The organism is Parapedobacter sp. (genome assembly GCF_053550995.1).
The window spans coordinates 34,092-59,505 of the sequence record NZ_JBMQOC010000103.1; the positions used below are offsets into that span (position 1 = coordinate 34,092).

Annotated in this window: 21 protein-coding genes; 10 read left to right on the forward strand and 11 right to left on the reverse strand. The window is 51.7% G+C overall.

Annotation, left to right across the window (positions count from 1 at the left end; genetic code table 11):
* The first annotated feature begins 24 nt into the window (after positions 1 to 24).
* The gene (locus ACO1NT_RS13610; protein WP_449049213.1) at positions 25 to 1,197 is read left to right on the forward strand and encodes a Gfo/Idh/MocA family protein; all 1,173 of its coding nucleotides are present in this window, start codon (positions 25 to 27) and stop codon (positions 1,195 to 1,197) included.
* Entirely contained in the window at positions 1,176 to 2,105 is a 930-nt protein-coding gene (gene miaA, locus ACO1NT_RS13615) for a tRNA (adenosine(37)-N6)-dimethylallyltransferase MiaA (protein WP_449049214.1), read from the forward strand. The genes ACO1NT_RS13610 and miaA overlap by 22 nt, the downstream gene beginning before the upstream one ends.
* On the opposite strand, the gene ACO1NT_RS13620 is transcribed toward miaA, so the two are convergent.
* From ACO1NT_RS13620 to ACO1NT_RS13635, 4 genes are all read right to left on the reverse strand, one after another.
* Positions 2,095 to 3,648, reverse strand: a complete 1,554-nt coding sequence (locus tag ACO1NT_RS13620; protein WP_449049215.1) for an Rne/Rng family ribonuclease — start codon at positions 3,646 to 3,648, stop codon at positions 2,095 to 2,097. The genes miaA and ACO1NT_RS13620 overlap by 11 nt on opposite strands.
* 11 nt (positions 3,649 to 3,659) lie before the next feature.
* Entirely contained in the window at positions 3,660 to 3,839 is a 180-nt protein-coding gene (locus ACO1NT_RS13625; protein WP_449049216.1) for a hypothetical protein, read from the reverse strand.
* Positions 3,840 to 4,019: 180 nt separating this feature from the next.
* Positions 4,020 to 4,850, reverse strand: a complete 831-nt coding sequence (locus ACO1NT_RS13630) for a tetratricopeptide repeat protein (RefSeq protein WP_449049217.1) — start codon at positions 4,848 to 4,850, stop codon at positions 4,020 to 4,022.
* 32 nt (positions 4,851 to 4,882) lie between these two features.
* Positions 4,883 to 5,167 carry an HU family DNA-binding protein gene (locus tag ACO1NT_RS13635; RefSeq protein ID WP_325637451.1) on the reverse strand — a complete coding sequence of 95 codons (285 nt, stop codon included), beginning with the start codon at positions 5,165 to 5,167 and terminating at the stop codon, positions 4,883 to 4,885.
* A 251-nt stretch (positions 5,168 to 5,418) separates the two neighbouring features.
* Here ACO1NT_RS13635 and ACO1NT_RS13640 point away from each other — a divergent pair, with 251 nt between their 5' ends.
* The 3 genes from ACO1NT_RS13640 to uxaC all read left to right on the forward strand — a co-directional run bounded on the left by ACO1NT_RS13640 (position 5,419) and on the right by uxaC (position 8,911).
* On the forward strand, positions 5,419 to 6,240 hold the full coding sequence (locus ACO1NT_RS13640) for an SDR family oxidoreductase (RefSeq protein WP_449049219.1): 822 nt from the start codon (positions 5,419 to 5,421) through the stop codon (positions 6,238 to 6,240).
* Positions 6,241 to 6,326: 86 nt separating this feature from the next.
* Positions 6,327 to 7,490, forward strand: a complete 1,164-nt coding sequence (gene uxuA / locus ACO1NT_RS13645) for a mannonate dehydratase (RefSeq protein ID WP_449049220.1) — start codon at positions 6,327 to 6,329, stop codon at positions 7,488 to 7,490.
* A gap of 17 nt (positions 7,491 to 7,507) precedes the next feature.
* Positions 7,508 to 8,911, forward strand: coding sequence for a glucuronate isomerase (gene uxaC / locus ACO1NT_RS13650; protein WP_449049221.1), 1,404 nt, complete (start codon positions 7,508 to 7,510; stop codon positions 8,909 to 8,911).
* On the opposite strand, the gene hemL is transcribed toward uxaC, so the two are convergent.
* From hemL to hemA, 4 genes are all read right to left on the reverse strand, one after another.
* On the reverse strand, positions 8,906 to 10,291 hold the full coding sequence (hemL, locus tag ACO1NT_RS13655) for a glutamate-1-semialdehyde 2,1-aminomutase (protein WP_449049222.1): 1,386 nt from the start codon (positions 10,289 to 10,291) through the stop codon (positions 8,906 to 8,908). The genes uxaC and hemL overlap by 6 nt on opposite strands.
* Positions 10,292 to 10,373: 82 nt before the next feature.
* Positions 10,374 to 11,351, reverse strand: a complete 978-nt coding sequence (hemB, locus tag ACO1NT_RS13660) for a porphobilinogen synthase (protein ID WP_449049223.1) — start codon at positions 11,349 to 11,351, stop codon at positions 10,374 to 10,376.
* A gap of 49 nt (positions 11,352 to 11,400) precedes the next feature.
* Positions 11,401 to 13,038, reverse strand: a complete 1,638-nt coding sequence (gene hemC / locus ACO1NT_RS13665) for a hydroxymethylbilane synthase (RefSeq protein WP_449049225.1) — start codon at positions 13,036 to 13,038, stop codon at positions 11,401 to 11,403.
* 77 nt (positions 13,039 to 13,115) lie between these two features.
* Positions 13,116 to 14,357 carry a glutamyl-tRNA reductase gene (gene hemA / locus ACO1NT_RS13670; protein ID WP_449049226.1) on the reverse strand — a complete coding sequence of 414 codons (1,242 nt, stop codon included), beginning with the start codon at positions 14,355 to 14,357 and terminating at the stop codon, positions 13,116 to 13,118.
* A gap of 178 nt (positions 14,358 to 14,535) precedes the next feature.
* Between hemA and ACO1NT_RS13675 the strand changes: the two genes are divergently transcribed.
* Positions 14,536 to 15,747, forward strand: coding sequence for a serine hydrolase domain-containing protein (locus ACO1NT_RS13675; protein WP_449049228.1), 1,212 nt, complete (start codon positions 14,536 to 14,538; stop codon positions 15,745 to 15,747).
* A 17-nt stretch (positions 15,748 to 15,764) separates the two neighbouring features.
* Complete coding sequence (locus tag ACO1NT_RS13680) at positions 15,765 to 16,130, forward strand: CoA-binding protein (RefSeq protein WP_449049230.1); 366 nt, start codon at positions 15,765 to 15,767, stop codon at positions 16,128 to 16,130.
* Positions 16,131 to 16,138: 8 nt separating this feature from the next.
* Here ACO1NT_RS13680 and ACO1NT_RS13685 read toward each other — a convergent pair whose 3' ends face one another.
* Positions 16,139 to 16,654: an N-acetyltransferase family protein gene (locus tag ACO1NT_RS13685; protein ID WP_449049232.1), complete on the reverse strand. Its 516-nt coding sequence runs from the start codon at positions 16,652 to 16,654 to the stop codon at positions 16,139 to 16,141.
* Positions 16,655 to 16,669: 15 nt separating this feature from the next.
* The gene (locus ACO1NT_RS13690) at positions 16,670 to 17,692 is read right to left on the reverse strand and encodes an LLM class flavin-dependent oxidoreductase (RefSeq protein WP_449049234.1); all 1,023 of its coding nucleotides are present in this window, start codon (positions 17,690 to 17,692) and stop codon (positions 16,670 to 16,672) included.
* A gap of 836 nt (positions 17,693 to 18,528) precedes the next feature.
* Between ACO1NT_RS13690 and ACO1NT_RS13695 the strand changes: the two genes are divergently transcribed.
* Positions 18,529 to 19,572 carry a LacI family DNA-binding transcriptional regulator gene (locus ACO1NT_RS13695; protein WP_449049236.1) on the forward strand — a complete coding sequence of 348 codons (1,044 nt, stop codon included), beginning with the start codon at positions 18,529 to 18,531 and terminating at the stop codon, positions 19,570 to 19,572.
* On the opposite strand, the gene ACO1NT_RS13700 is transcribed toward ACO1NT_RS13695, so the two are convergent.
* Positions 19,514 to 20,605 carry a LacI family DNA-binding transcriptional regulator gene (locus ACO1NT_RS13700; protein ID WP_449049237.1) on the reverse strand — a complete coding sequence of 364 codons (1,092 nt, stop codon included), beginning with the start codon at positions 20,603 to 20,605 and terminating at the stop codon, positions 19,514 to 19,516. The two genes, ACO1NT_RS13695 and ACO1NT_RS13700, sit on opposite strands and share 59 nt — an antisense overlap.
* 319 nt (positions 20,606 to 20,924) lie before the next feature.
* Between ACO1NT_RS13700 and ACO1NT_RS13705 the strand changes: the two genes are divergently transcribed.
* Positions 20,925 to 24,026: a SusC/RagA family TonB-linked outer membrane protein gene (locus ACO1NT_RS13705; protein ID WP_449049238.1), complete on the forward strand. Its 3,102-nt coding sequence runs from the start codon at positions 20,925 to 20,927 to the stop codon at positions 24,024 to 24,026.
* 22 nt (positions 24,027 to 24,048) lie between these two features.
* A partial coding sequence (locus ACO1NT_RS13710) for a RagB/SusD family nutrient uptake outer membrane protein (protein WP_449049239.1) occupies positions 24,049 to 25,414 on the forward strand: 1,366 nt, incomplete at its 3' end.

Below are 25,414 nucleotides of genomic sequence, written 5' to 3' on the forward strand. Positions count from 1 at the left end.
AAACTTTTTAACGCAAGAAAACAGATGAACAGAAAACTTCGCATGGGCATGGTAGGAGGTGGAAAAGACGCCTTCATCGGTGCGGTACACCGTATTGCTGCCAATATGGACGGGTTGGTGGAATTGGTATGCGGCGCATTTAGTATCAACCCCGACATCGCGCGCGAATCAGGAAAAGCACTTTTTATCCCCGACAACCGGGTATACCTCACCTTCCAGGAGATGATTGAAAAGGAGAGCCAGCTCCCCGAGGGTGAACGCATGGATTTTGTGACGATTGTAACACCGAATTTCGTCCACTTCGAACCGGCGAAGCTCGCCTTGGAACATGGGTTCAATGTTGTTATTGAGAAACCGATGACCTTTACGCTCGAAGAAGCCAAGGAACTCAAGGAAATCGTAGACCGTACCGGTAACGTGTTGTGTCTTACCCATACCTATAGTGGCTATCCGATGGTGAAGCAAGCCAAGGCGATGATCAAGGAAGGATTTTTAGGTAAAATAAGGAAAGTAGTGGTCGAATACCCCCAGGGCTGGTTGAGCCGCCTTTCGGAGCGCGAAGGGAATGCCCAGGCCGCTTGGCGCACCGACCCGAAAAAATCTGGGAAGAGTGGTTCGATGGGCGATATCGGCACACACGCGGCACACTTAGCCGAATACGTGACCGGTTTGGAAATCACCGAACTCTGTGCCGATTTGTCTACGTTGGTCGAAGGGCGCATGCTGGATGACGATGGCAACGTCTTGCTGCGTTTCAACAACGGCGCACGTGGGGTGCTGGTGGCTTCCCAGATTTCCGCCGGTGAGGAGAACGCGTTGCGCATCCGGGTGTATGGCGAGAAAGGCGGCATCGACTGGGCACAGGAAGACCCCAATAACCTCATCGTGAAGATGCTCGACCAACCGCGGCAGTACATCCGCACGGGCAATGCCTATGCGGCACCCTATACGCTGAGTAGCTTCGCGGTACATAATACACGTGTACCATCCGGACACCCCGAAGGGTTACTGGAAGCATTCGGTAATATCTACCGCAATTTCGTACTCACGGTCTCCGCTAAGCTTAATGGCGAGACGCCCACGGCGGAGATGTTGGATTTCCCGCAGGTCGATGAGGGTGTGCGCGGCATGGCGTTCATCGATAACGTGGTTGCCAGCAATGGTTCCTCCGAAAAGTGGACCAAATTCGTGGTGTGAGGGCCACGCCCCGTCTTATCGTGATTCTTGGCCCCACCGCCTCCGGGAAAACCCGGTTGGCGGTGGAGGTGGCCAAGCGGGCCGGTGGGGCCATCATCAGTGCGGATTCCCGGCAGGTATACCGTGGCATGGACCTCGGCACGGGGAAAGATCTTGATGATTACGGTGATATCCCCTATGCATTGATCGATATCCGGGACGCCGGAGATACGTATCACGTGGGCCAGTATCAAAGCGATTTCCATGATGCATTGGATCGTATTGAAGAGCAAGGGAAACAACCCATTCTGTGTGGCGGCACCGGATTATACATCCAGTCGGTATTGCAGCAATTTGATTATAGTGGGGTACCCGTAGATAGGGCCCTGCGCAGTGAACTGGAAGCACTGGATACCGCCGCCCTGCGTGATAGGCTACGCGTGCTGCCCGTGCCTGCCGGTTTCAAAGCCGATACCAGCACGAGGAAGCGGCTTATCCGCGCGACGGAAATCTGTACGTGGTGTCAGTACCATGTCCTACCCCAACACCATCACCCGGTCGTTCCGGCCATCCTTTTTGGTATAAACCCACCGGTAGACATCCGCAGGCAACGCATCACCGAGCGGCTTCGCATACGGCTGGAGCAAGGGCTCATCGAAGAGGTAAGGCACCTATTGAAAAAAGGTATACCCCCCGAGCGACTGGTCTATTACGGATTGGAATATAAATACGTAACCCGCTACCTCTTGGGCGAATTGGACTATGAAACATTTTTCGCCCGGCTCAATACGGAGATCCATCGCTTTGCTAAAAGGCAGATGACGTATTTCCGGAAGATGGAAAAGGATGGGCTAGCCATACACTGGTTGGCGAATGGGTCGATAGATGATATGGCCACCGAGGTGATGGCCATATCCGCTACAATTTGATCTCGACCTCTTTGCCGTTGAAAAAATGGAATTCGGTGAGGAAGTATGATGCCACCGGTTTTACCTTGATCCAGCGGCCGAACTTGAAATACCACTTCATCCGCCGTGATACGAAACCCGATTTGAGGTACGTATAGATATATGGGTGCACACACAAGGTGATGTCCTTTTCGTTCTGTTCCTGCAGGATGAAGCTCAAGTTATTTTCGATGTCATCCATCAAAACAATGCTCGACCGTATCTCGCCGGTGCCATCACATGCAGGGCACTTTTCATTGGTGACAATCGTCATTTCGGGCCGCACACGCTGCCGCGTGATCTGTACCAACCCAAACTTGCTGGGGGGAAGGATGGTATGCCGGGCGCGGTCGGTCGCCATGCATTGTTTGAGGTAGGCGTGCAACTCCTTGCGGTTGGCCGGCTTATGCATATCGATGAAGTCGATGACCACAATACCGCCCATATCGCGCAGGCGGAGCTGGCGGGCAATTTCTTTGGCCGCCTCCATGTTCACCTGCAGTGCATTTTCCTCTTGGTTCTCCTTGTTGGCGGTGCGGTTGCCACTATTCACGTCAATGACGTGCAATGCTTCCGTATGCTCGATAACCAGGTAAGCACCGCCGTGCAGGTTTACCGTTTTGCCGAAAGCTGCCTTGATTTGGCGCTCTACACCGAAATGCTCAAAAATGGGCTCGCGGTGTTTGTACAGCTTAACGATTTTTTCCAGGTCGGGCGAAATTTCCTGTACATATGAACGGGTCTCTTCATAGATGGCCTGTTCGTTGACATAGATATGCGAAAATTCGTCGGTAAGGATATCACGCAAGATGGTGGACGTGCGATCCATTTCGCCCAATACCTTATGTGACGGTTCGGCAGTACGCAGACGGCTGGTGAGCACTTCCCATTTTGAAATGAGATCCAATAAATCCTTTTGCAGCTCGGCGACGCCTTTCCCTTCCGAAACGGTACGTATAATAACGCCGAAATTCGTGGGCTTGATGCTTTCTACGATTTTCTTCAGGCGATTCCGCTCCGTGTTGCCTTTGATACGCTTGGAAATGGAAACTGCGCTTGAAAACGGGACGAGTACAACATACCTTCCCGCAATGGACAAGTCCGAACTTAACCGTGGCCCCTTGGTAGAAATGGGCTCTTTGGCAATCTGTACCGGCAGCAGCATATTCCGGGTGAGTACCTCAGATATCTTACCGGCTTTATTGATGTCCTTTTCTAACCTTAAACTATCGAGCAGTTTCTCTTTGTAACTGCCTTTCTTTACTAATTTGGTGAGCTTGATGAGCGATTGGACCTGGGGGCCCAGGTCGAGGTAATGTAGGAACGCGTCTTTCGAATAACCGACATCTACAAAGGCGGCATTAAGGCCGGGCATGATTTTCTTGATCCTGCCCAGATATATGTCCCCAACAGCATAATTGTTGTTCGCCTGTTCCTTATTGAGCTCTACAAGCTGTTTGTCTTGAAGTAAAGCGATAGTGACCCCTCTTTCGGGAGCCGAATCGATAATTAACTCCTTTACCAACAGCTACTCCTTTAGCAAAGCAGGTCACCATCGATGAACACGGTAGCCATGTTCTCATCATCATTTGCGAAAGGATAATAACCTGCTTTGAATGAAAAATAAAATACGTTTAATCCAGATCCCATGCATCTTCCTGGAACATGGTAAGGGCAGAGTTTTATTGCAGGTGCACCAGCGATGTGTGCTGCCATATCACCCGCGCTCATTTATATACCCTATGCCGGAAGCAGGATCTTGTCAGGCAAGGTTATTTTTTCTTGTGCCTGTTTTTTCTTAAACGTTTCTTACGTTTGTGGGTAGCCATTTTGTGTCTTTTCCTTTTTTTTCCGCTTGGCATAGCTTAAATTTTTTAAATGAATAAATTAAAATGATTATTTACTCAATTCATCAATTTTACGATTGATAAATTGGGTTAGGGTCGGATCGGCCGCCAAATCCCTGCTTTTTTCAAAAGCGGCGATGGCCTCACGATTCAGCCCAATGTTTTCGTAACTTGTTGCCAGATAAAAATAGGATTCGGCATCGGGCTGTTGGGATACAACCGTATTGAACCGATCGATAGCGAGGTCAAACTGGCGTGACTGCATCGAAAATAAACCTAGGCTTTTGTTTGCCCCGACGTGGGATGGCTGTACGCTGACGACCTCCCGGAGTAATGCGATGCCAGCCATGGGGTTTGCTGTGCCGGTTACGTACGCGCTACCCAAACCTACCTTCGCATCCAAACTTGTCGAATCGAGCGCCAGCGCTTTTTCGTATGCGTTAATGGCATAGCCGTTGAGGGCGCCGGCAGCCAACGTGTCTTGCAGGTTGGTGTACGCTGCGCGGTAGGCATCGCCGGCTTTGAGCCAATCTCCAAACTGGCCATCCAGCTCGGCTAGTTGCTGGTAAATGAAACCCAATGGGGCTTTCTCATTTACATCGTCCCATTGGGTGGCAAGCTGTTGCAGGAGCGTGCGTTTGTCTGCACCTTCCGCATGCTGCACCTTTTCCTCAAGGGCCGATATTTCCTGGATGATGCTAGGGTTAAGCCCCTCTTTAGCCTGCTGCGATACGGATTCAAGTGTAACTTGGGGCCCGGTAGCCGTGCTCGCGGTGGCCTTGTCTTCATTAACCAAACCTTTGATAGGTTGCGCCAATAAAAATCCCATCAACACAATGATTGATGTAATGGCGACTACCTGTTTGGTCCGTTGCTGCATGTGTACGTGTGTGGTCGGCTTTTACGCAAAAATTATTTATTACCAGTTTTTACCTTTTCAACGAAGGTCTTAGCTGGTTTGAAGGTCGGCACATAATGTGCAGGGATAATGATGGCGGTGTTTTTTGAGATATTCCGAGCCGTTTTTTCCGCTCTTTTCTTAACGACGAAACTACCGAACCCCCGCACATAAACATTCTCGCCCCCAACCATCGCATTTTTGACAACTTTGAAGAATGCCTCAACCGTTTCTTGAACATCTACTTTCTCCAGCCCGGTTTTGTTTGCGATTTCTGCTATAATTTCTGCCTTAGTCATATCTATAATTTTTGTAATTAATTATTTTTCAATACATAAGCCCTTCGAATGTTGGGGATGCAAAAGTATCGCTTTAAAACGACATCTTAAAATAATTTTGTTAAAATTTTGTAAATCCGCGAGTTACCGCTTATTGGCCGTTGCCGTACCTACAACGTTTTCGTGAATATTTATAGAGAAACGTGTTCCTATTAAATCCATTTTTGCCTAATATTGGGGATTAAAATACGCAATAGACCTTATTAAGAACTATGGATGGGATACAACAGTTTTCTTTGGCCGGTAAAGTGATTGTGATTACGGGCGCAACGGGGGTTTTGGGCGAGTCGTTCTCCCTGGCCACGGCAGCGGCGGGAGCGAGGGTAGCGGTATTGGGGCGCAACCGAGAACGGGCTGATGCACGGGTTGCGGCGATAAAAGAGCAGGGTGGCGAAGCCATCGCGGTAATTACCGATGTATTGGATGAGGAGGCGGTGCACCGGGCCAAGGACCAAATATTGGATGCTTGGGGAACCATAGATGGGCTGGTGAATGCCGCGGGGGGGAATATCCCCGGCGCCACCATCGGCCCCGACCAGAACCTTTTCGATACCAAGATTGCCGATACCCAAAAGGCCGTTGAGCTGAATCTCTTCGGTACGGTCATCCCTACCCACGTTTTCGGCAGGGTGATCGCCGAGAAGGGGAAAGGGTCCATCGTAAACATTTCGTCGTTGGCAGCCCAACAGGCCATCACCCGCGTAATGGGTTATAATATGGCGAAGTGCGCCATCGAAGGGTACACCAAATGGATGGCCGTGGAATTGGCCCAGCGTTATGGCGATAAAGTACGGGTGAACGGGATTGCACCCGGCGTGTTCCTTACCGAACAGAACCGGGAATTGCTTACCAACCCCAATGGGTCTTATACCGACCGGGCACAGCGGTTCGTCAACAACACCGCTTTCGGACGCTTGGGCGACCCGAGCGAACTCACCGGTACATTGATCTTCTTGTTGAGTGATGCGTCGGGCTTCATTTCGGGCGAAACCATTTTGGTGGATGGCGGATTCAATGCCTGGAGTGGGGTGTGAATTTGTGAGGTTGTGAGTCTGGGAACATGATTATGGCGAGCAAATAGCATACAGCAAATAGCAAAAGACAAAGAAGCAAAAAAGCAATGACAAAAAAACTTGAACAGACGTGGCGGTGGTACGGTCCTGCCGATACGGTTTCATTGCAAGACATCAAACAGGCGGGAGCGACGGGCATTGTGACGGCCCTGCATCACATTCCCCATGGCGACGTATGGCCGCTAGAAGATATACAGGAACGGAAGGCGCTTATCGAAACGGCCGGACTGACCTGGAGTGTGGTGGAAAGTGTGCCGGTGCACGAAGCTATAAAAACACGGCGTGCCGATGCGGAGCGATACATAGCGAATTACCGGCAGAGCTTAAGGAATCTTGCTGCAGCGGGAATCAAAACGGTATGTTATAATTTCATGCCGGTATTGGATTGGACGCGCACCCAGCTGGATCTGGAGATGAAAGACGGCTCGAAAGCACTCTATTTTGATTGGAATGACCTCGCGGTGTTCGACCTTTTTGTATTGAAAAGGGATGGTGCAGAACAGGACTATCCGGAAGCGGTGAAGGTGGAAGCCAAGAAGCGGTATGAAGCCTATACGCCGCAGGCTATCGAGCTGCTCAACAGCAATGTGTTGATGGGGATACCGGGCGAGCGCAGTATCGAGCTGGAGGAATTGCGGGAAAGCATCCGTGAATATGCGGCTATCGGCTTCGATGGCCTGCGCGAGAACCTGATTTGGTTTTTGTCACGTATCGCCGATGTATGCGAAGAAGAAGGGATTCGGATGACCATCCATCCCGATGATCCCCCTTATCCCATCCTTGGTCTACCACGTATCGCTAGCAATAAAGACGACCTGTTGTACATTATCCGTTCGCTCGATCGGCCTTTCAATGGCATATGTTTTTGTACGGGGTCGCTGGGTGCCGGTAAAGGCAATGACCTGCCCGATATTTTCGATGCGGTGAAATCACGTGTTTATTTTGTACACCTGCGTAACGTAAAGAAGGATAACCAGGGTAATTTTTACGAGGCGGATCATCTCGACGGCGACGTCGATATGTATGCGGTGATGAAGGCACTGGTGGCCGAGAACCAACAACGCCGGGAAGCGATACCGTTCCGCCCGGACCATGGGCATCAAATGTTGGACGACATCGGTAAGACCACGGCTCCCGGTTACTCAGCCATCGGGCGGCTGCGGGGCCTGGCTGAACTGCGAGGGCTGGAGCTAGGGATAACAGGACGGTAATCAGATAACCTATACGCATGGCTTATTTTCTCCACGACGATTTCCTGCTTCAGTCGAAGCACGCCGTACGGCTTTACCACGACTATGCCAAAGAGCTGCCGATCGTAGACTACCATTCGCATCTGCCTCCGGACGCCATTGCGTCTGACGGGCAGTTCGAGAACCTCACGCGTATCTGGTTGGCGGGCGATCATTATAAATGGCGTGCATTGCGGGTATTGGGCATCGAAGAACAATACATAACCGGCGAGGCGACCGACCGGGAAAAATTCCGGAAATGGGCGGAAGCAGTTCCTTATACGTTGCGTAATCCGTTGTATCACTGGACACACATGGAACTCAAAAACCCATTTGGTATCACCGAGCTGCTCGGACCGGATAATGCGGACCGTATCTTTGATACGGCATCGGCCCAGTTACAGACCGCAGCATTTTCACCGCGCGGTTTGTTGAGGCATTTCAACGTAGATATGGTCGGAACCACTGACGATCCTGTGGATGATCTTCGCCATCACCGGGCCATTGCGGGGTCGGATTTCGAAACCAGGGTGCTGCCAACATTCCGGCCGGATAAGGTGTTCCAGCTTGGTAAAGGTGACGACTATCGCCGTTACATCGATCAGTTGCAGGCGAGCAGCGGCGTAGCCATCGTTGACTTGGACACGTTATTGGATGCCTTATGGAACCGGCTGTATTATTTCCATAGCCAGGGCTGCCGGATTGCCGACCATGGCCTCAACAGCCTGCCACGGCAACTGGATGTAAGCCTGTCGCTGGACGAGGTATTTAAGCGCGTGCTTGCGGGCGACGATGCCCTCGCGGCCGAACATGAAGAAGCTTTTACCTATTTGGTGCTTTCGGAACTCTGCAAGTTGTACCACGATAAGGGCTGGGTGCAGCAATTCCACCTCGGCCCATTGCGCAACACCAATACGCGCAAGCTACGGGAACTCGGCGCCGATACGGGATACGACTCTATCGGCGATTTCCAACAGGCGCAGTCCATGCAGCATTTCTTCAATACGCTGGAGGAAGAAGGACGATTGGCCAAGACCGTGGTTTATAACCTTAATCCCGCAGACAATGCCGTGTTTGCCGCCATGATGGGCAATTTCCAGGCATCGGGAACAAAGGGCAAGATGCAGTTCGGCTCGGGATGGTGGTTCCTGGATCAGCTTGATGGCATGACCCAACAGCTGAATACGCTGTCAAATATCGGCTTGATCAGCTGCTTCGTGGGGATGCTGACCGACTCGCGCAGTTTCCTTTCGTACTCCAGGCACGAGTATTTCCGGCGGTTGCTTTGCAACCTATTTGCCGAGGATATCAACAAAGGCCTGCTGCCCGATGATACCGAGTGGACGGGCAAAGTGATACAGGATATCTGCTATTACAATGCCAAGCAGTATTTCGGCCTATGATTTCGGGGCTCCCATCGTCCGGAATACCTCATCTAGGCTTTCGAAGATAGCACGCTTCGTCTTTTCCAGTTCCACCTTCGTGTGTGCTGCGGAGACAAAGCCCACTTCGTATCCGGAAGGGCCGAGGTATACACCACGGTTGAGTAATTCTCGATGGAATGCCTTGTAGTAATCCATGCTGCCATGGTCGATATCACTGGCGGCATGGATCGCTTCTTTATCGGTAAACGCAAACCAAAAAATGGAGCCGATTTGGAATACCTTGAAACGGTAGTTCTTGGCTGTCGCGTAGCGCTGTATCGCGGCTACGAACTCCGTCGCCTTCGTGTTTAGGTTCTTGTAGAAATGATTGCTTTTGAGTACCGTGAGCTGTGCGATTCCCGCAGCCATGGCGACTGGATTGCCCGAAAGGGTGCCTGCCTGGTAAACTGCGCCCTCGGGCGATATATGGCCCATCAATTCGGCAGAAGCGCCATAGGCGCCCACGGGCATACCACCGCCGATGATTTTACCGTAAGTGATGATATCGGGGTGTACATCGTAGTGGGCGGCAGCCCCTTCAAACCCGAGGCGAAACCCGGTAATGACCTCGTCGAAAATAAGCAGCGCCTTGTGCTGGCGGGTGATATCGCGTAAAAAATGGAGGTATTCGCGGTCTTGGATGAGGAGCCCGTTGTTCGCAGGCACCCCTTCAATGATGATTGCGGCGATCTGCCCCTCGAATTGGTCGAATGCGGCCCCCACTGCACGCCTATCGTTCAATGGGACAACGATGGTCTCGTCGGCAAATGCTTTGGGTACACCCGCCGAAGACGTTTCGCCGAATGTCACCAATCCCGAACCGGCCTTCACCAGCAGCGAATCGGAGTGCCCATGGTAGCATCCTTCGAATTTGATGATTTTATCGCGGCCAGTATACCCCCTGGCCAGTCTGATAGCCGACATGACGGCTTCCGTGCCCGAGCTGACGAAACGGATTTTCTCGATGTATCGGTTGTGTTCAAGGATCAGCTCGGCGAGCTCGTTTTCCAAGGCGGTGGGCGCACCGAAACTCAAACCTTTCTCCAGGGTCTGGACTACCTTTTCCCGTATTTTGGGGTAGTTGTGGCCCAATATCAATGGCCCCCAAGAACAACAGAAATCGATGAATTGATTGCCATCGGCATCCCATAGGTAGCAGCCATCGCCGCGTTCAATAAACAACGGGGTGCCATGCACCGATTTGAAAGCCCGCACGGGCGAGTTGACCCCACCTGGAAAATACCGTTGGGCCTTTTCGTACAATTCGGCTGATTTTTCCCGTGTAATATCGTTCCCTTTGCCTGATGATGGTTGGGGTTCGTCGCCACCGCCAAAGGCTTTTTTTAATGCATCTAACATCTTTATGAATTGTTAATGGTCAATTGTTAATGGTTAATCACCAATAATCGATCATCAATCTGAAATATATAATCTAAAACCGTCACGCTTGAAGCCATCCCTTTTCCAGCACTTCCTTGGCATGGTAGGTGAGGATCGCCGTGGCTCCCGCCCGGCGGATTGCCGTGAGGACCTCCATCGTTGCACGTCGCTCATCGAGCCACCCGTTACGTGCAGAGGCCTTCACCATGGCATATTCGCCGCTAACGTTATAGGCTGCGATCGGGAGGTCGAAACCATCGTGCAGTAACTTGATAACGTCTAGGTAGGCCAGGGCTGGCTTCACCATGAGGAAATCGGCACCCTCTTGCGTATCCAATTCGGCTTCAATCAATGCTTCACGCTGATTGGCGGGGTCCATCTGGTACGTCTTCTTGTCGCCATGTTTCGGTGCCGAATTGAGCGCATCACGGAAAGGGCCATAAAAGGCACTGGCATATTTCGCGGTATATGACATCAGCGATACATTGGCGAATCCGTTTTCGTCAAGCACGTGGCGGATGTGGCCGATCCGCCCATCCATCATGTCCGATGGTGCGATGATATCGGCACCGGCCCTAGCGTGGGCAAGTGCCATCTGGCCTAAGATATCCAGTGTTGCATCGTTTAGTATTTCACCATTTTCAACCACGCCATCGTGCCCATCGCTGCTATAGGGGTCCATGGCCACATCGGTGATGACACATGCGTCGGGGAAATGGCGTTTCACTTCGGCAATGGCGCGCAGGTATAGGCTGCCCTCCCTTGTGCTTTCCGTTGCGTACTTGTCTTTGAGCGATTCCTCGATGTTGGGGAACAGATCAAACGCACGCAGGCCGATTTCCATGCAGTGCTCCACTTCACGGAGCAGGTTGTCTACCGTATACCGGTAAATGCCGGGCATGGAGGAGACCTCCGTTTTGATGTTGTTGCCCTCGATAACAAACAAGGGGAATATGAGGTTGGCCGCCGTGATATGCGTCTCCTGAACCATATCCCGTATCACCGCTGATTTGCGGTTCCTTCGTGGTCTTTTTAACATTTTCAATTCATCAAACCCCGGGGGGGCACATCAATCCGTGTTTAAAATTTCAGTAATCCAGCCCGAATACTGCTTCGGCAAGGCCGATTTCATCGGGCGAGTAGGGGAGCGTGTAGGGCAGTCCGAACTCTTCCATTTTCCGGCCAGTAGACCGCCCGATACAGATAATCTGCTGGCCCGGGTCGACCAGGTTGTCCACAAAATAAGCCTCCACGTTTGAGGGGCTGGTAAAAATCAGCACGTCAGCGTTAGACTTGGATACATTCGTGTCGATGCGCGTCTGGTATACGGGGAGGTTGATGACCTTCGTGTCTTCCGTCAACGACTTCTGGATGGTTTCCAGGGAATCTTTGGCACGCGGGATCAGCACCGTCGTGCCGGCTGCGAGTTTGGCAAATTCCCCAGCGATTTCTTCCATGTTGATACCCAGCCGCTCTCCGGTGAATTCGGGGGTATGGCCAAATTGCCGGAGCATCTCTTCGGATCCCCGCCCGATGACGGCAAATTTCGTCCGTTTGCTCAACCGGGGTTCTAGTTTAAAGAAGTTCTCGATGCCGTTTTTGCTGCCGAAAAAGACCCAGTCTACGTACTTGAGGATATAGGGGTCCAATTTGTTGATCATCGGGAAAATGCGGATCAGCGAGCGGCCTTCGACCTTGATGTCATGTTTGGCCATGGCGCGGTGGAAATAGCTGGCTTCGGACAGGTCGCGCGTAATGAACACATGGCCGGGCAGTTTCCTGTCCTTGTCGAATTTATCGGCAATCCGTTCGGCGAGGCCGGCCGTACTTCCGGCCGCCAGGTAAAGCCGGTCGGGAAACGCTTCGCTATCGTCGGCTTTAGAAGTCCACACTTCATAGACATCGCCCTGCTTACGGCAGTAGCAGCCCAGCGGTGCGTGGCATCCTGCATCGAAAAGATTCAGCACTTTGCGCTCGACGGCGATGGTGTCTGCCACTGCAGCGTTGTTTATCGACTGCAACACGTCCGCAAGCTGCGTGTCGTTTTCACGGATCTGTATGGCCAGCACACCCTGTGCCGGGGCCGGTATCACCTCAACCGGAGGGAGCTCTTCGACATGGAATTCGCTAAGGTCGACATTGACACGGGTAATGCCCGCTTTCGCCAGCATGATGGCATCGAAATTCTCATCGCGGAGTTTCTGCACGCGGCTCAGCACATTCCCGCGGAGGTCGTCAAATTCAAGGTCCGGCCGCATAGCCAGCAACTGCGCTTTCCGGCGGTTTGAAGAAGTGCCCACGATGGCGTTGTGTTTGAGCACCAAGCGTTTCTTCAAGTCTACACAGTCTTTGTGGATGATGAGCAACTCCGACGGGTCTTCACGGGCCGTGACGGCGGCGATGGTTAGGCCGGGTGGATGTACCGTAGGGAGGTCCTTATGTGAGTGCACGGCGAGGTCAATACCCCCGTTTAAAAGCGCTTCCTCCAATTCTTTGGTGAAGAAGCCCTTGCCCTCCAGCTTGTCCAGCCGCAGGTGCTGCACGATGTCGCCCTGGGTCTTGATGACTTTGAGTTCCGCATCCACGCCGATTTCGGCCAGCCGATCTTTCACATAATTGGCTTGCCATAGGGCCAATTCACTTCCTCGGGTACCGATAATAAGCGTACGGTCTACCATTTTTGCAAGGGTAGGGGCCGTTTTAGTCAGGGGTTCATCTGTTAGCATACACAAACTTAATGAATATAAGACGTTATCCGAACGGATAAGTTAAAAGAATGCACGTTTCGGATAACTGAAGCAGACTAATGGATGTCCGAATGACTCGTCTTTACCAAAATATCCTTGGCCATCACCATGGGCACTTTGATATACTTTTTTTCCATATAGTCAATTACCTTTTCGAGCACCGCCCTTGAATTGGCATCCAGCCCGCTTACTTCGGTGGCGAATACTTCATTGAGTGCGAAAGAACGTATTTCTTTTACTTTCTCGGGTACTTCACGCATGGCCAGTTCCACTCGGCGCTGTTTGAGCAGGGGGAGGAATTCGCCGATGTTATCGGCGATGATTTGCTCGGCGTGGACCAACTCGTCATAGCGCTCCTGCAGGTTTTTGGATGCGATGGCCTGTAGGCCGCTTACTTCGATATAATGTAGCGGATAGGCTTCCAACACCTCGGGATGGACATCGTTTGGGATGGCCAAATCCACGATCACTTTCCGGTCGGTCTCGCCATTGAGGAGCGATTGGTACAGCTGCTTGTCGATAATCGCTTCGGGCGATCCGGTACAGGTGATGAGGATGTCGAATCCGCCCTTATAATGGGGGAGTTCACTTAACGGATATGCGTCAGCATTCAATTCGGCACTCAGCGCCCGTGCATTCTCGAGCGTGCGATTGAACACCACGAAATTGGAAAAACGGTGTTTCAGTAAGTATTTGGCGATATTCTGGTTGGTTTCGCCCGCACCCACAATGAGGATGCGCGGGTTGTTTTCCAATTTGATTTCGCGTAGCTTGCGATAAGCAAGAGAAACCACCGAAACCGGATTGCGCGATATGCGCGTATGGGTATACACCTCTTTAGCTGTCTTGACAAGCCGATCCATCACCAACCGGAGGAAATCACCGGTGAAACCACTCTGCCGGCAACGCTCGTATGCTTTGCGAACCTGCGCGAGGATTTCCTTTTCGCCTACGACCAAACTTTCCAACGAGCACGACATCCGGAGCAGGTGGTTCAGTGCATCGAGGCCCTCGTACGTGTTGACCTGGCCTAAGAAACATTCGAGCTGCTCGGAAGGAACGCAGAAGTTGAGCTTGTGCATGAATTCCTTGATGAACATGGGCGTCAATTCATGTGCCCCATAGAACACGAATTCCACGCGGTTACAGGTGCCCACATAAAAAATTTCGGGAATATCAAAGCTGTTCTTAAGGTTAATCAGTCGGCTCTCCAACTCCTCATTACAAATCACAAGGTTCCCTAAATCCTTAAGATCCACATGTTTGTGGGTAAATGCTATGACTTTAAGATTCTTCAAGGCTGTACTATGCTCACTTAATTTCGGTAACAAAAGTACAACATCTCCTATCTGACCACTGTCAGAACTGTGTAAAACACAGATATTTAGAATGGTTATAAATAAATGTGTTCTGGTTTCGATTCGATGTTAAAATAGTTGCCAATGCAAGTTGATTGCAATACCTTAGCGGCCGCGTATGATTATTAGTAAAAAACCGTGGTTGGGAAATAGCCTTTTCTTCTTATTATCGATGGCCATTGTCGTTGCGTCGTGTACTTCGGCCGAAAAGAAACGCGCCCGGGTGGAGCGGAAGCAACACAAGCGCGACAGCCTGGCGCTGGAGTATGACCCCGCCAAGGCCGATAAGCGATTGGATGCGTTCATGCAGCGGCTGCATAGCCGGTCGGGCTTCAACGGCAACGTATTGATTGCCAAAAAAGGGAAAATCCTTTATCAGAATGCCTTTGGCTGGGCAGATTACCTGATGCGCGATAGTTTGGAAATCGACTCGCAGTTTGAATTGGCATCGGTGTCCAAACCGCTTACCGCTACGGGCATACTGCGGTTGATCGAGGCGGGCAAGATCCGGTTGGACCAGACGGTGGATGAGTTTTTCCCGGATTTCCCCTACCCCGGTATTACCATCAAGTTATTGCTTACGCACCGGTCGGGGCTAACGAATTACCTCTATTTTACGGATAAGAAGGAAATCTGGGCCGACAAACGTAAAGGGATGACCAATGCGGATGTGATGGCCCTGCTGGCCAAGCATAAGCCGGCCAAATATGCCAATCCCGATGTGCGGTTCTTCTACAACAATACCAATTACATGGTTTTGGCGGCCATCATCGAGAAAGTGACGGGCGAGGATTTTGCCGTTTACATGAAAGAAAACGTGTTTGGACCAGCAGGGATGAAGCATACGGCGGTATATTCAAAGGCGGTCTATGAAAAGATACCGACGGGCGTTGTGGGCCATGACAAGGTATGGCGCCGCTCGGTGGTTCAGAATTTCCAGGACGGACCGGTGGGCGATAAGGGCATATACAGCACCGTTCGGGACCTGTATCTGTTTGACCGCGCGTTGCGCGACGGGCGCCTACTTAAGCCGGAGACACTCGATTCGGCCTACGCCGGTTATAGCAAGCCTACAAAAAGCGTATTCAACTATGGTTTTGGTTGGCGTACCTATGAAACAAACAATCACCAGGTGGTGTACCATACCGGTTGGTGGCACGGCTTCCGCAACATTTACGTACGCGACATCACCAGTGATGTGACCATTGTGCTGCTCGCCAACCTCGCCAATGGCAGCCTACTGCATTTGGACGAACTTTACCACCTACTGGATATGCCAGTTATCCGCCGGGGTGCCTATTCGTCCGAAGGGGAATATATGGCGGAATAGCTGTAGCTTTGTAAGCTATGGAAAAGAAGAAAACATTGGTTTTGGGGGCTACGACCAATCCGGGCCGGTATGCATCCCTGGCTGCCCACCGATTGGTTGCGGCGGGGCATGACATTGTGAATATCGGGATAAAGAAAGGGGCGTCTGCGGGGGTGGAAATACAACGTGCCGGTGAGGTTATCCCGGATATCGATACCGTAACGCTCTATATCGGTCCGCAACGGCAGCCCGAATACTACGATTATATCTTGGCGACGAAGCCTAAACGTGTGATCTTCAATCCCGGCACGGAAAACCCGGAACTGGAAGACCTGGCGCGGCAGCGGGGAATCGAGGTGGTGCGCGCGTGTACCTTGGTGCTGTTGAGCACGGGGCAATATTGATGTATGGGTTAAGCTGTGCCGACGGATAACAATTTCTCATACGCCTTTCTTGGGCTCCCGCGGAAATACACCTCACCACAGTAGCGGTATCCCATCGATTCGAAAACCCGCAACATGGCGGGGTTATCGTAGTTTGTGTCTGCTTTGATGCTACCTATCTTATGGTTTGCGGCAAATGTTTCGATGTGCTCCATCATTTTCCTCGCCAGCCCTTTCCCCAGGTGGTCTTTGGAAACCGCAATGCGGTGGAATACAACAAAGTCGCCATTGGTGAGCCATTTACCATCGATGGTGGCGTAGGCAGGCTCCTCGTTGATCATTACCGCACAGTAGCCCGCAACGGTTTCACCTTCTGCGAGGACAAATCCCGCACCTTTATCGATATCATTACGCAATACCGTAGGATTTGGATAGCCATCCTGCCACTGCGCGCTACCCGCTTCTTTCCGCCGAGCAATGGCATATTGGATGACTTCCCATATCTGCGGCAATTCGTGGGGTTTTGCTTTTCTAAATGTATACATCCGAGCTTTCCATTTTTAGCGCCAACCCAATCCCGGTGCTACATGTTCCAAAATGGAAGACAGCACATGCACATTATAGTCGACCCCTAGCGTGTTGGGAATCGTGAGTAGCAACGTATCCGCTTCCTGGATGGCTTCGTCCCGAGCCAACTCCTCAATCAGTCGATCCGGCTCCGCGGCGTAACTGCGTCCGAAGATCGTACGTTTGTCATTTTCAATGATTCCGATTTTATCGGCCCGGCTAGCTTCCTGGCCGAAGTAATAACGGTCTTGCTCGTTTACCAAAGCAAAAATAGACCGGCTTACCGAAACCCTGGGTTGGCGCTGGTGCCCTGCTTTTTCCCAGGCCTCTTTATACAGTCTGATCTGCTCTGCCTGCTGTACGTGGAAAGGCTTGCCACTCTCGTCGTACTTCAAGGTGGAGCTTTGCAGGTTCATGCCCTGCTCAGCGGCCCAAATGGCGGTTGCGTTAGAGGCGGCTCCCCACCAGATACGTTCGCGCAACCCCTCAGCGTGGGGTTCCAGCCGAAGCAGTCCCGGCGGGTTCGGAAACATTGGGTTCGGGTTGGGCTGGGCAAACCCGATGCCGTTGAGGTGTTCCAGAAACTCCAGTCCTTTGCGGCGCCCCATATCGGCGTCGGTTTCACCTTCGGCCAGTTCATACCCGAAGTAGCGCCAACCATCGATCACCTGTTCGGGCGATCCCCTGCTGATGCCCAACTGCAGGCGCCCCTGGGAAATCAAATCGGCTGCCCCGGCCTCTTCCACCATATAGAGCGGGTTTTCATAACGCATGTCGATGACGCCTGTTCCCATCTCTATACGGCTCGTCTTGGCGCCAATGGCCGAGAGCAGTGGAAATGGAGATGCCAATTGGGCGGCAAAATGGTGCACCCTGAAATAAGCGCCGTCTAGGCCGATTTCTTCAGCGGCAACAGCCAAATCGATGGATTGTAGCAACGTGTCGCTTGCTGTGCGGGTATGGTAGGCAGGGTGGTTCGACCAATGCCCAAACGATAAAAATCCTATTTTCTTCATAGCTTACCTACAAAGGTAACGATTCGTGGTTCTGTAAACTAAGAATATCTTCTACTTATGTAATCGGTAACCCAACGCGGCTGCTAGCCTCTATTTCGTAGTACTTCCGTTCGGTTTCCACATACCACGGAACCGCGGCGTAGCCGTAGCCCGCCGCTGGTTGGAACGACGGTGCTGAGCCGTAGTACATGGACGCCGCAGGCTCGTACTATGGCGCCGCATCGTAGTATGTGGACGCGGCACCCTAGCCTTACGACAATGCGTGGTAGTATTTGGAAGCGGCAAGTTAGCGCTAAGACGCAACAAACTAGTATGTGGATGCGGTAACTTGGTACTACGTCATAGCACCGTAGTACTACGATGCTATGACGTAGTGCATAGATGCGGCAACCTAACCCTGCGACACTACAGGGTAATATGTGGAAGCGGTAAGTTAGCGCTACGATGCCATAACGTAGTACGTGGATGCCGCACCGTAGTACTACGACGCCACAACGTAGGCCATGAATGCGGCAACCTAGCCCTAGGACACTGCATGGTAGTGCGTGGGTGCGACAACTTAATACGAGGAAGTTGCTTCGTAGCTCATGGCTGCGGTAAGTTAGGGCCGCGGTATTGAAAGGTAGTACATGGAAGACGAAACTTTGTGCTACGAAGCGGAGCTTGGTCGGCATTCCGGAGAAATCTATCGCCTTTCATGTCTTCCGTTTCGATTTGTAGAATACCGAAAGTGTGGACGAAGGCTACGTTTTCGGTACAACGACAGACTTCGGCTACATCGCATTTGCATTTTCCAGCAAAATAACGTTGCTTTGGCAGCAAGCTGATTATACAAGATGACACCGAAGAAACCGAAATCGGAGAATAGCATAGTAGACATTGCCAAGGCACTCGGGATATCCCCGGCTACCGTATCCAGGGCACTCAACGATAACCCACGGATCAGTGAGGCCACACGGCAACGGGTGAAAGCAATGGCAAAGGAAATGGGGTATCGGCACAACAGCATGGCATCTTCGTTGCGCAACCGTCGCTCTAACATCATCGGGCTGATCGTGCCCCGTATCTCCATGTACTTCCATGCCTTTTTCATTACCGCTTTGCAGCGGCAGCTACAGGCGGCGGGCTACAACCTGATGATATGCCAATCCAACGATTCCGTAAGCTTGGAGAAGGAATTAGCCAATACACTGTATTCGGCCCGTGTGGATGCTCTTGTGGTCTCATTGGCATTGTATACGGAAGATACGGCACATTTCGAAGGGTTTTTCCAACAAGGCATACCCTTGGTATTTTACGACCGTGTACCCTTGGGGCAGGACACCCCGGCCTATATTGTGAAAGGCGATGATTACCGCGGAGGGCTGTTGGCGGGCAACCACCTGTTACAGGCGGGATGCCGGCGGATTGCATACATCAGCGGTCCACAGACCTGCAGTATCTACCGCGAGCGTACGCAGGGGTTTGCCGACGCATTGGCGAAGGAAGGGGTATCACTACGGGATGAATGGATTTACCACCAGGAGCTGACGGCAGAGAACGCTTGGGGCAGCTTGAGGCGGATATTCGATGGAGCCGAACAACCCGATGGATTGTTTGCGGCCAACGATACGACAGCCATTGCGGCCGTGGAGTTCGCCCGGGAGCGCGGTATGCATATCCCCGAACGCTTAAAGATAATCGGTTACTCCAATGATCCACGGGCCGCCATCATCTCTCCCCCCATTACGTCGATCGAACAATATCCGAATGCCATGGCTGATAAAGTGGCACGGACACTTATCGGTGCCCTGCAAGGTGCTCCCGGTCGGTCGGGCACGATTACACTGGGTGAACCGCTGGTATGCCCGGTTGATCTGGTAAGGCGGATGACGACGTAGGTCGGGCGAGGGCGCTTGAAGAGTCGCGGATCACCAGCTCCGGTTTGAGCACTTCATAACGGTAGGGCCGTTGTTGGTCGGCGTTGGCAAACCGGTCGAGCAGTATTTTCGCCGATAGCATACCCAATTCATAAACCGGCTGCCAAACCGTAGATAATGGAGGATAATAATACTGGGCGTAAGATTCATCGTCAAACCCTAGGAGCGAAATGTCATCGGGCACCCGATATCCGTTTTCGCGTAATACGTGGGCGGTACCAATGGCTACCCCGTCGTTGACGGCAAAGATGGCATCGAGTTTCTCCCGGCGGGCCATCAGTTGGGCCGCAGCCTCCACACCGTCATCCGAAGAGAAACCATTGCTGTAAACGATCAGCTCAGACCTGATCGGGATGTTGTTGTCGTAATGTGCGTTGAGGTAGCCATCCAACCGTTGTTTGAAGGTGGGGATAGCGATGGGACCGGCAATGTGGGCAATGCGTTGGCACCCCGTCTTGATCAGGTATTCTACGGCTTGGTATGCCCCGTCGTAGCTGTCTACCACCACCCTGTCGGCTTCAAAGCCAGGGCAATCCCGATCGAAAATAACAAGGGGGATACCTGTTTTTTTCAGTTTTTCGAAATGGTGGAATGAGTTTGTACGAAAGGTGGGCGAAATCAGCACGCCATCTACGCGCAGCAAAGCCATGTCTTGCAATAGCTTTTTCTCTTCTTCAAACGACTCATCCGACTGGCAGATCAGCAGTTTATAGCCGGCTGACGAAACCATATCCTGTACCCCGCTGATGACCGTGGCGAAGAAGTAGCTCGTGATTTCGGGCACCACGATGCCGATGATCCCGGTCTTCTTATTCAGTAAGCTTAGCGCCAACAGATTCGGTTGGTAACTGTATTTTTCGGCAAGGACCATCACGTTGCGCTTGGTTTTAGCACTGATCGACGGGTGGTCGTGCAAAGCGCGCGAAACGGTGGATGGCGAAACACCCAATTGGTTCGCGATGTCGACGATGGTTGTTTGCCGGGCTTTTTGCATAAGGTTTTACAATCAGTGTCATTGAATTACGACTTTCCTAAGTTCGTGAAGATATCCTAGATAACCAAATCCTGAGCGCCTTGTTACGCAAACCTTTGCGTAGTGATAAAGCTCCAACTCCTTGATTTATCGGCTAAAAAGCGATTAGTTTGCTTGGACGATTATAAATTATAAATGGGTTAGCGTGTTGGCTTCAATGGGCTCCGCAAGGAGGTTAATCCATGTTAGGAGAAAGATAACATGGAATTAATAATGAGCTAGAAAATGGAGCATATACTTGCGCCGTGAAAGGTTGACATAGCTATAAAAAAGTATCAATATGAGGAAAATCTATTATTTAAACATGTGTGTGTTGATGGCCCTGGCAATTTTGACGGGCAGGGTGTATGCCCAAGGGACTATAACGGGCAAAGTTACGGAGCAGCATAGCGGGCAGCCCTTGGCTGGTGTAACCGTGGCGGAGAAACACACAAGTAGGTCAACAATGACCAACGAAGAAGGCGAGTATTCCATCGAGGTGGGCGCCAATGCGATATTGGTTTTCTCATACGTGGGGTTCCCGACACTGGAGGAACATGTGGCCGACCGCTCGACGGTTGACGTTCAACTGGGTGGGGATAACAACATGCTGGATGAGGTTGTGGCCATCGGTTACGCTTCGAACCGTAAACAAGATCTTTCCGTTGCCGTCTCGTCCGTCAATGTGGGCGACCGGTTCAAGGGACGGCCCGCATCGCTAGCCAATATTATCCAAGGTGAAATGCCGGGTGTTCGCGTGGTTCAAAGCGGTGTTCCCGGATCGACGGGCGATATCAGTATCCGAGGGCGGGGAAACCGCGGCGGTGATGGCGTGCTTTATATCGTGGACGGCGTGCCCAATGCGCCGTTCAACCCCGCGGATATCGAAACGGTGACCGTGTTGAAAGATGCGGCTTCATCGGCCGTGTATGGAGCGTATGCCGGGTCGGGCGGCGTAATCGTGATAACCACCAAACGGGCAAAGGCGGGAGCAATACGGGTAGACGCCAATGTGTGGAATGGCATGCAAGCGGCGTGGAAAACACCGGAGGTCCTGACCGCCGAAGATTTCAATCGGGTGTGGAAGGATGCGTCCGTAGCGGCAGACCGTAACTTGCCACTGGTATACGATCCCGAGCAATTCCCCTATGGTAATGAAACCCGAACGGATTGGGTGGACGAAATTTTCCGAACGGGTAAGGTACAACATTACGATGTGACCATCAGCGGCGGTAGCGAGTCTATAAACGCATTGGCGTCATTGGCTTACGACGATACGGAGGGAACGCTGTTGAACACGTGGAGCAAGAACCTCACGGCACGGCTGAATTTGGGGTTCAAGTTCAATAAATGGGCAAGCCTGAACCAAAACCTGCTGTATGGCTACAGCAACGGGCAGAGCAATATCGGGTCAGGCCATACCGGGGCGGTATTCAGCGCGATGGCCTACCCACGTTTTAACGAAATGTATGAGTACGATGACCAAGGTAACCGCATGCCAAGTGGAACGGTACCGCGCTGGGCGCTCGCGGAAGGCTTTAGCGTGGAAGCGGATCTGCTCAACCCGGTAACCCAGCTGCTGAATACACGCCAGCACAACCCCACGAATCGGGTGTTTTCATTGACATCCCTCAGTATTAAGCCCATTGACGGACTGGAGTTCAAGTCGGATTTTTCGTTCAACACTTCGAGCTTCCGAGGCGAGAGTTTTACAGGCCGGTTTACGGCACCGGGAAGGACCGTCGATCAAAATTACCGCAGTATCGGGTCTTCGCTAGACAAAAATTGGAACTGGGAGAACGTCTTGTCATACGCTAAAACGTTTGCGGATAAACATTACGTTTCGGCATTGGGGGCATTCACGATGAATTACACCACAGGCCGAAGCCACAACGTATACACACGTGGCTACCAATTTGAATATCCGCACTACGTGGTATTTGAAAACGCGACCGATTGGAGTTCGGACCGGCCAAACGAATCCATTTGGGAAGAATCAATAATGTCCCATCTCGCACGTTTGTCTTATTCTTTCGATGATCGTTATTTCTTGACCGGAAGTTTGCGTAGGGATGCATCGTCCAAACTAAACCCCGATGATAATGCCGATATTTTTCCAGCTGCATCGTTCGCTTGGAAAGTGACATCGGAACCTTTTATGCCGGCGAGCGATGTGCTCAGTTTCATGAAACTCCGTGCCAGCTGGGGGCAGGTGGGCAACATCCGTTCGGTACGCCGGTTTATCTACGCGCCGCCGTATTCGTTGGGTGCCTACGGCGTATTCCTCGGCGAAGGAGCGGATCGCCAGCTATTCGGTCTCTACCAGAGTACCATTCCAAACCCAAGCCTGAAATGGGAACGGACCGAACAGGCAAACTTCGGTGTCGATGTGGGCTTCTTCGGGAATAAGCTCAATGTCACCGCAGACTACTTCATTAAGAAAACAAAAGATTTGATTGAAAGTCTGCCCGTTCCGTCCGTGGCGGGGGTCGCTTCGCCCCCGGAGACGAATATCGGCCAAGTGGAAAATAAAGGCGTTGAGTTCTCGCTGGCCTATAAGCAACAGTTTGGGGAGTGGGGAGTAGATGTGAGGGGTAATTTGGGAACGGTAAAGAACAAGGTGCTCAATATTGGTAAGCGCACATTGATTGCCCATGGTGAGGGGGTGAATTCCATGCAACCCCTCCAGTCGACCGTCGGACAGCCCTGGTATTCCTATTACCTGATTGAAGCCAATGGGATTTTCCAGACACAGGACGAAATTAACAACTATACATGGACGGACCCTGAAACCAGCGAAAAGTCGCTGGTCCAGCCGCTGGCCAAACCGGGAGACATCCGGTTTGTCGACCATAACAACGATGGAGTCATCAACGATGGTGACCGGCAATACATGGGGGCTTATGATTACCCTGATTTTTCATATGGTCTTAATCTGGGCGTTACGTGGAAAGGGGTTAGCCTGAGCATGTTTTGGCAAGGGGTTTCGGGGGTCAACGTGTTTAACGGGGTGAAAGCCATGTCGTCATCCGGACTGAAAGGATGGAACATGACGACGGATATCCTGCAATCATTCGAATACAATCCAAATTCGGGTGTACCGAGGTTATCATTCATCGATGATCCTAACGGTAACTATTCAAAGGTATCGTCTTATTTCTTGGAAAAGGCGGATTATTTGCGGTTGAAGAATGTAAACCTTGCATATACCTTGCCAAGCAGCCTCATAGACCGGATCGGAATCGCGGGCCAAACCCATATTCGTGTGTATGCCAATGCCGAAAACTTGGTGACCATAACGGATTATTCCGCCTTCGATCCGGAAGTGGGTAACCTGGGCATCGATAGCGGTCGGTTCCCCGTATCGCGGATGTTCAGTATTGGAGTTAACGTGTCGTTTTAAGTAGGAATTAGTTATGTTGAAAATGAAGAAGTTTATATTTATGGCGGTCGCCTTGGTGTCGGTGTTCACGTCTTGCAACGATTTTTTGGAGTTCGAACCCTATGGCCAACCTAGCGATCTCGGAAGCTTGTCTGACGAACAGGCCATGCAGACGATATATGCACTTTATGAGTGGCAGTACCGCGAAGGTACGACAGGCCGAGGCTTTTTCTGGTACGAAAATGCGAGTGACGACATGGTGACGGGCCGTACCCAAGCCGAGGCGGCAAACATCAAGAACTTTATTGATAATGGGTCGACGTCGAGGGATGTGCGGGACAACTGGCCGCAGATGTACCAGACCATCAACTATGCAAACCGGATCATTTCCCAGATACCCAGCTCTACGAGTATCTCCGATGGTACCAAAAGCATCGTACTCGGCAATGCTTATTTTTGGCGTGGCTTTGCCTACCTTTGGCTAGCACCATGGTATGGCGACAACGGGCCCAATGGCGGGATACCCATTGTGACCGAGCATACGCCGATAGAGGAAATGGATGTGCCGCGACCTGCCTCCGTACTGGAGAACTACCAGATGATCATAGAGGATATGGAACGTGCGGCAGAATTCCTTCCATACTTTGAAGACATACCGACGAGCGACTGGGGATTGGTACATAAGACCGCTGCTTGGGGCTTCGCCGCCCGGGCCGCGCTGTACGCCGCGCAATACGACGCGTCATATTACGACGTGGCCATTGCCTATGCCGATAAGGTTATCAACTCACAGAAACACGCATTATTGGCCAATTATGCTGATGTGTTCGAAATCGAGAATAATTGGAGCACAGAATACATGTATAGCGTGACGAGCAACGAGATCGATGGGTCGAAATGGCCCGGTATATCTTTTCAGAATGGTGGATTTGGATACTATAACACCTGGGGCTATTTCCAGCCGACCTTGGAGCTGTATAAGGCGTTTGAAGAAGGCGACGAGAGACGACCGGTTACCATCGTTGCTCCGGGCGACCATGTATCGTTTATCGGCAACGACATCACCTGGCAGGTCAACCCCGCCTCTACGTCGAGTCCCACGGGGATGACACTCGGTAAATACCTGGCCCCATTCCGCGATGCCGATGCAATTGGCAAAACAGTTAATCCAAATGGGGACAATATGACCACCGACCTCAATATCCCACTGATGCGGTATGCAGAGATTTTACTCATTAAGGCGGAGGCGCTGATCTGGAAAAATGGAGAGGGCGATGCCGTTGCCAAGGAATTGATCGATGACATCCGCGAGCGCGCAGGTTTAGAACGTAATAGCCAGGCAACGAAAGCGCAGCTGAAAAACGAGCGCCGTGTGGAATTTGCGTTTGAATGGGGTGTATGGCGCCATC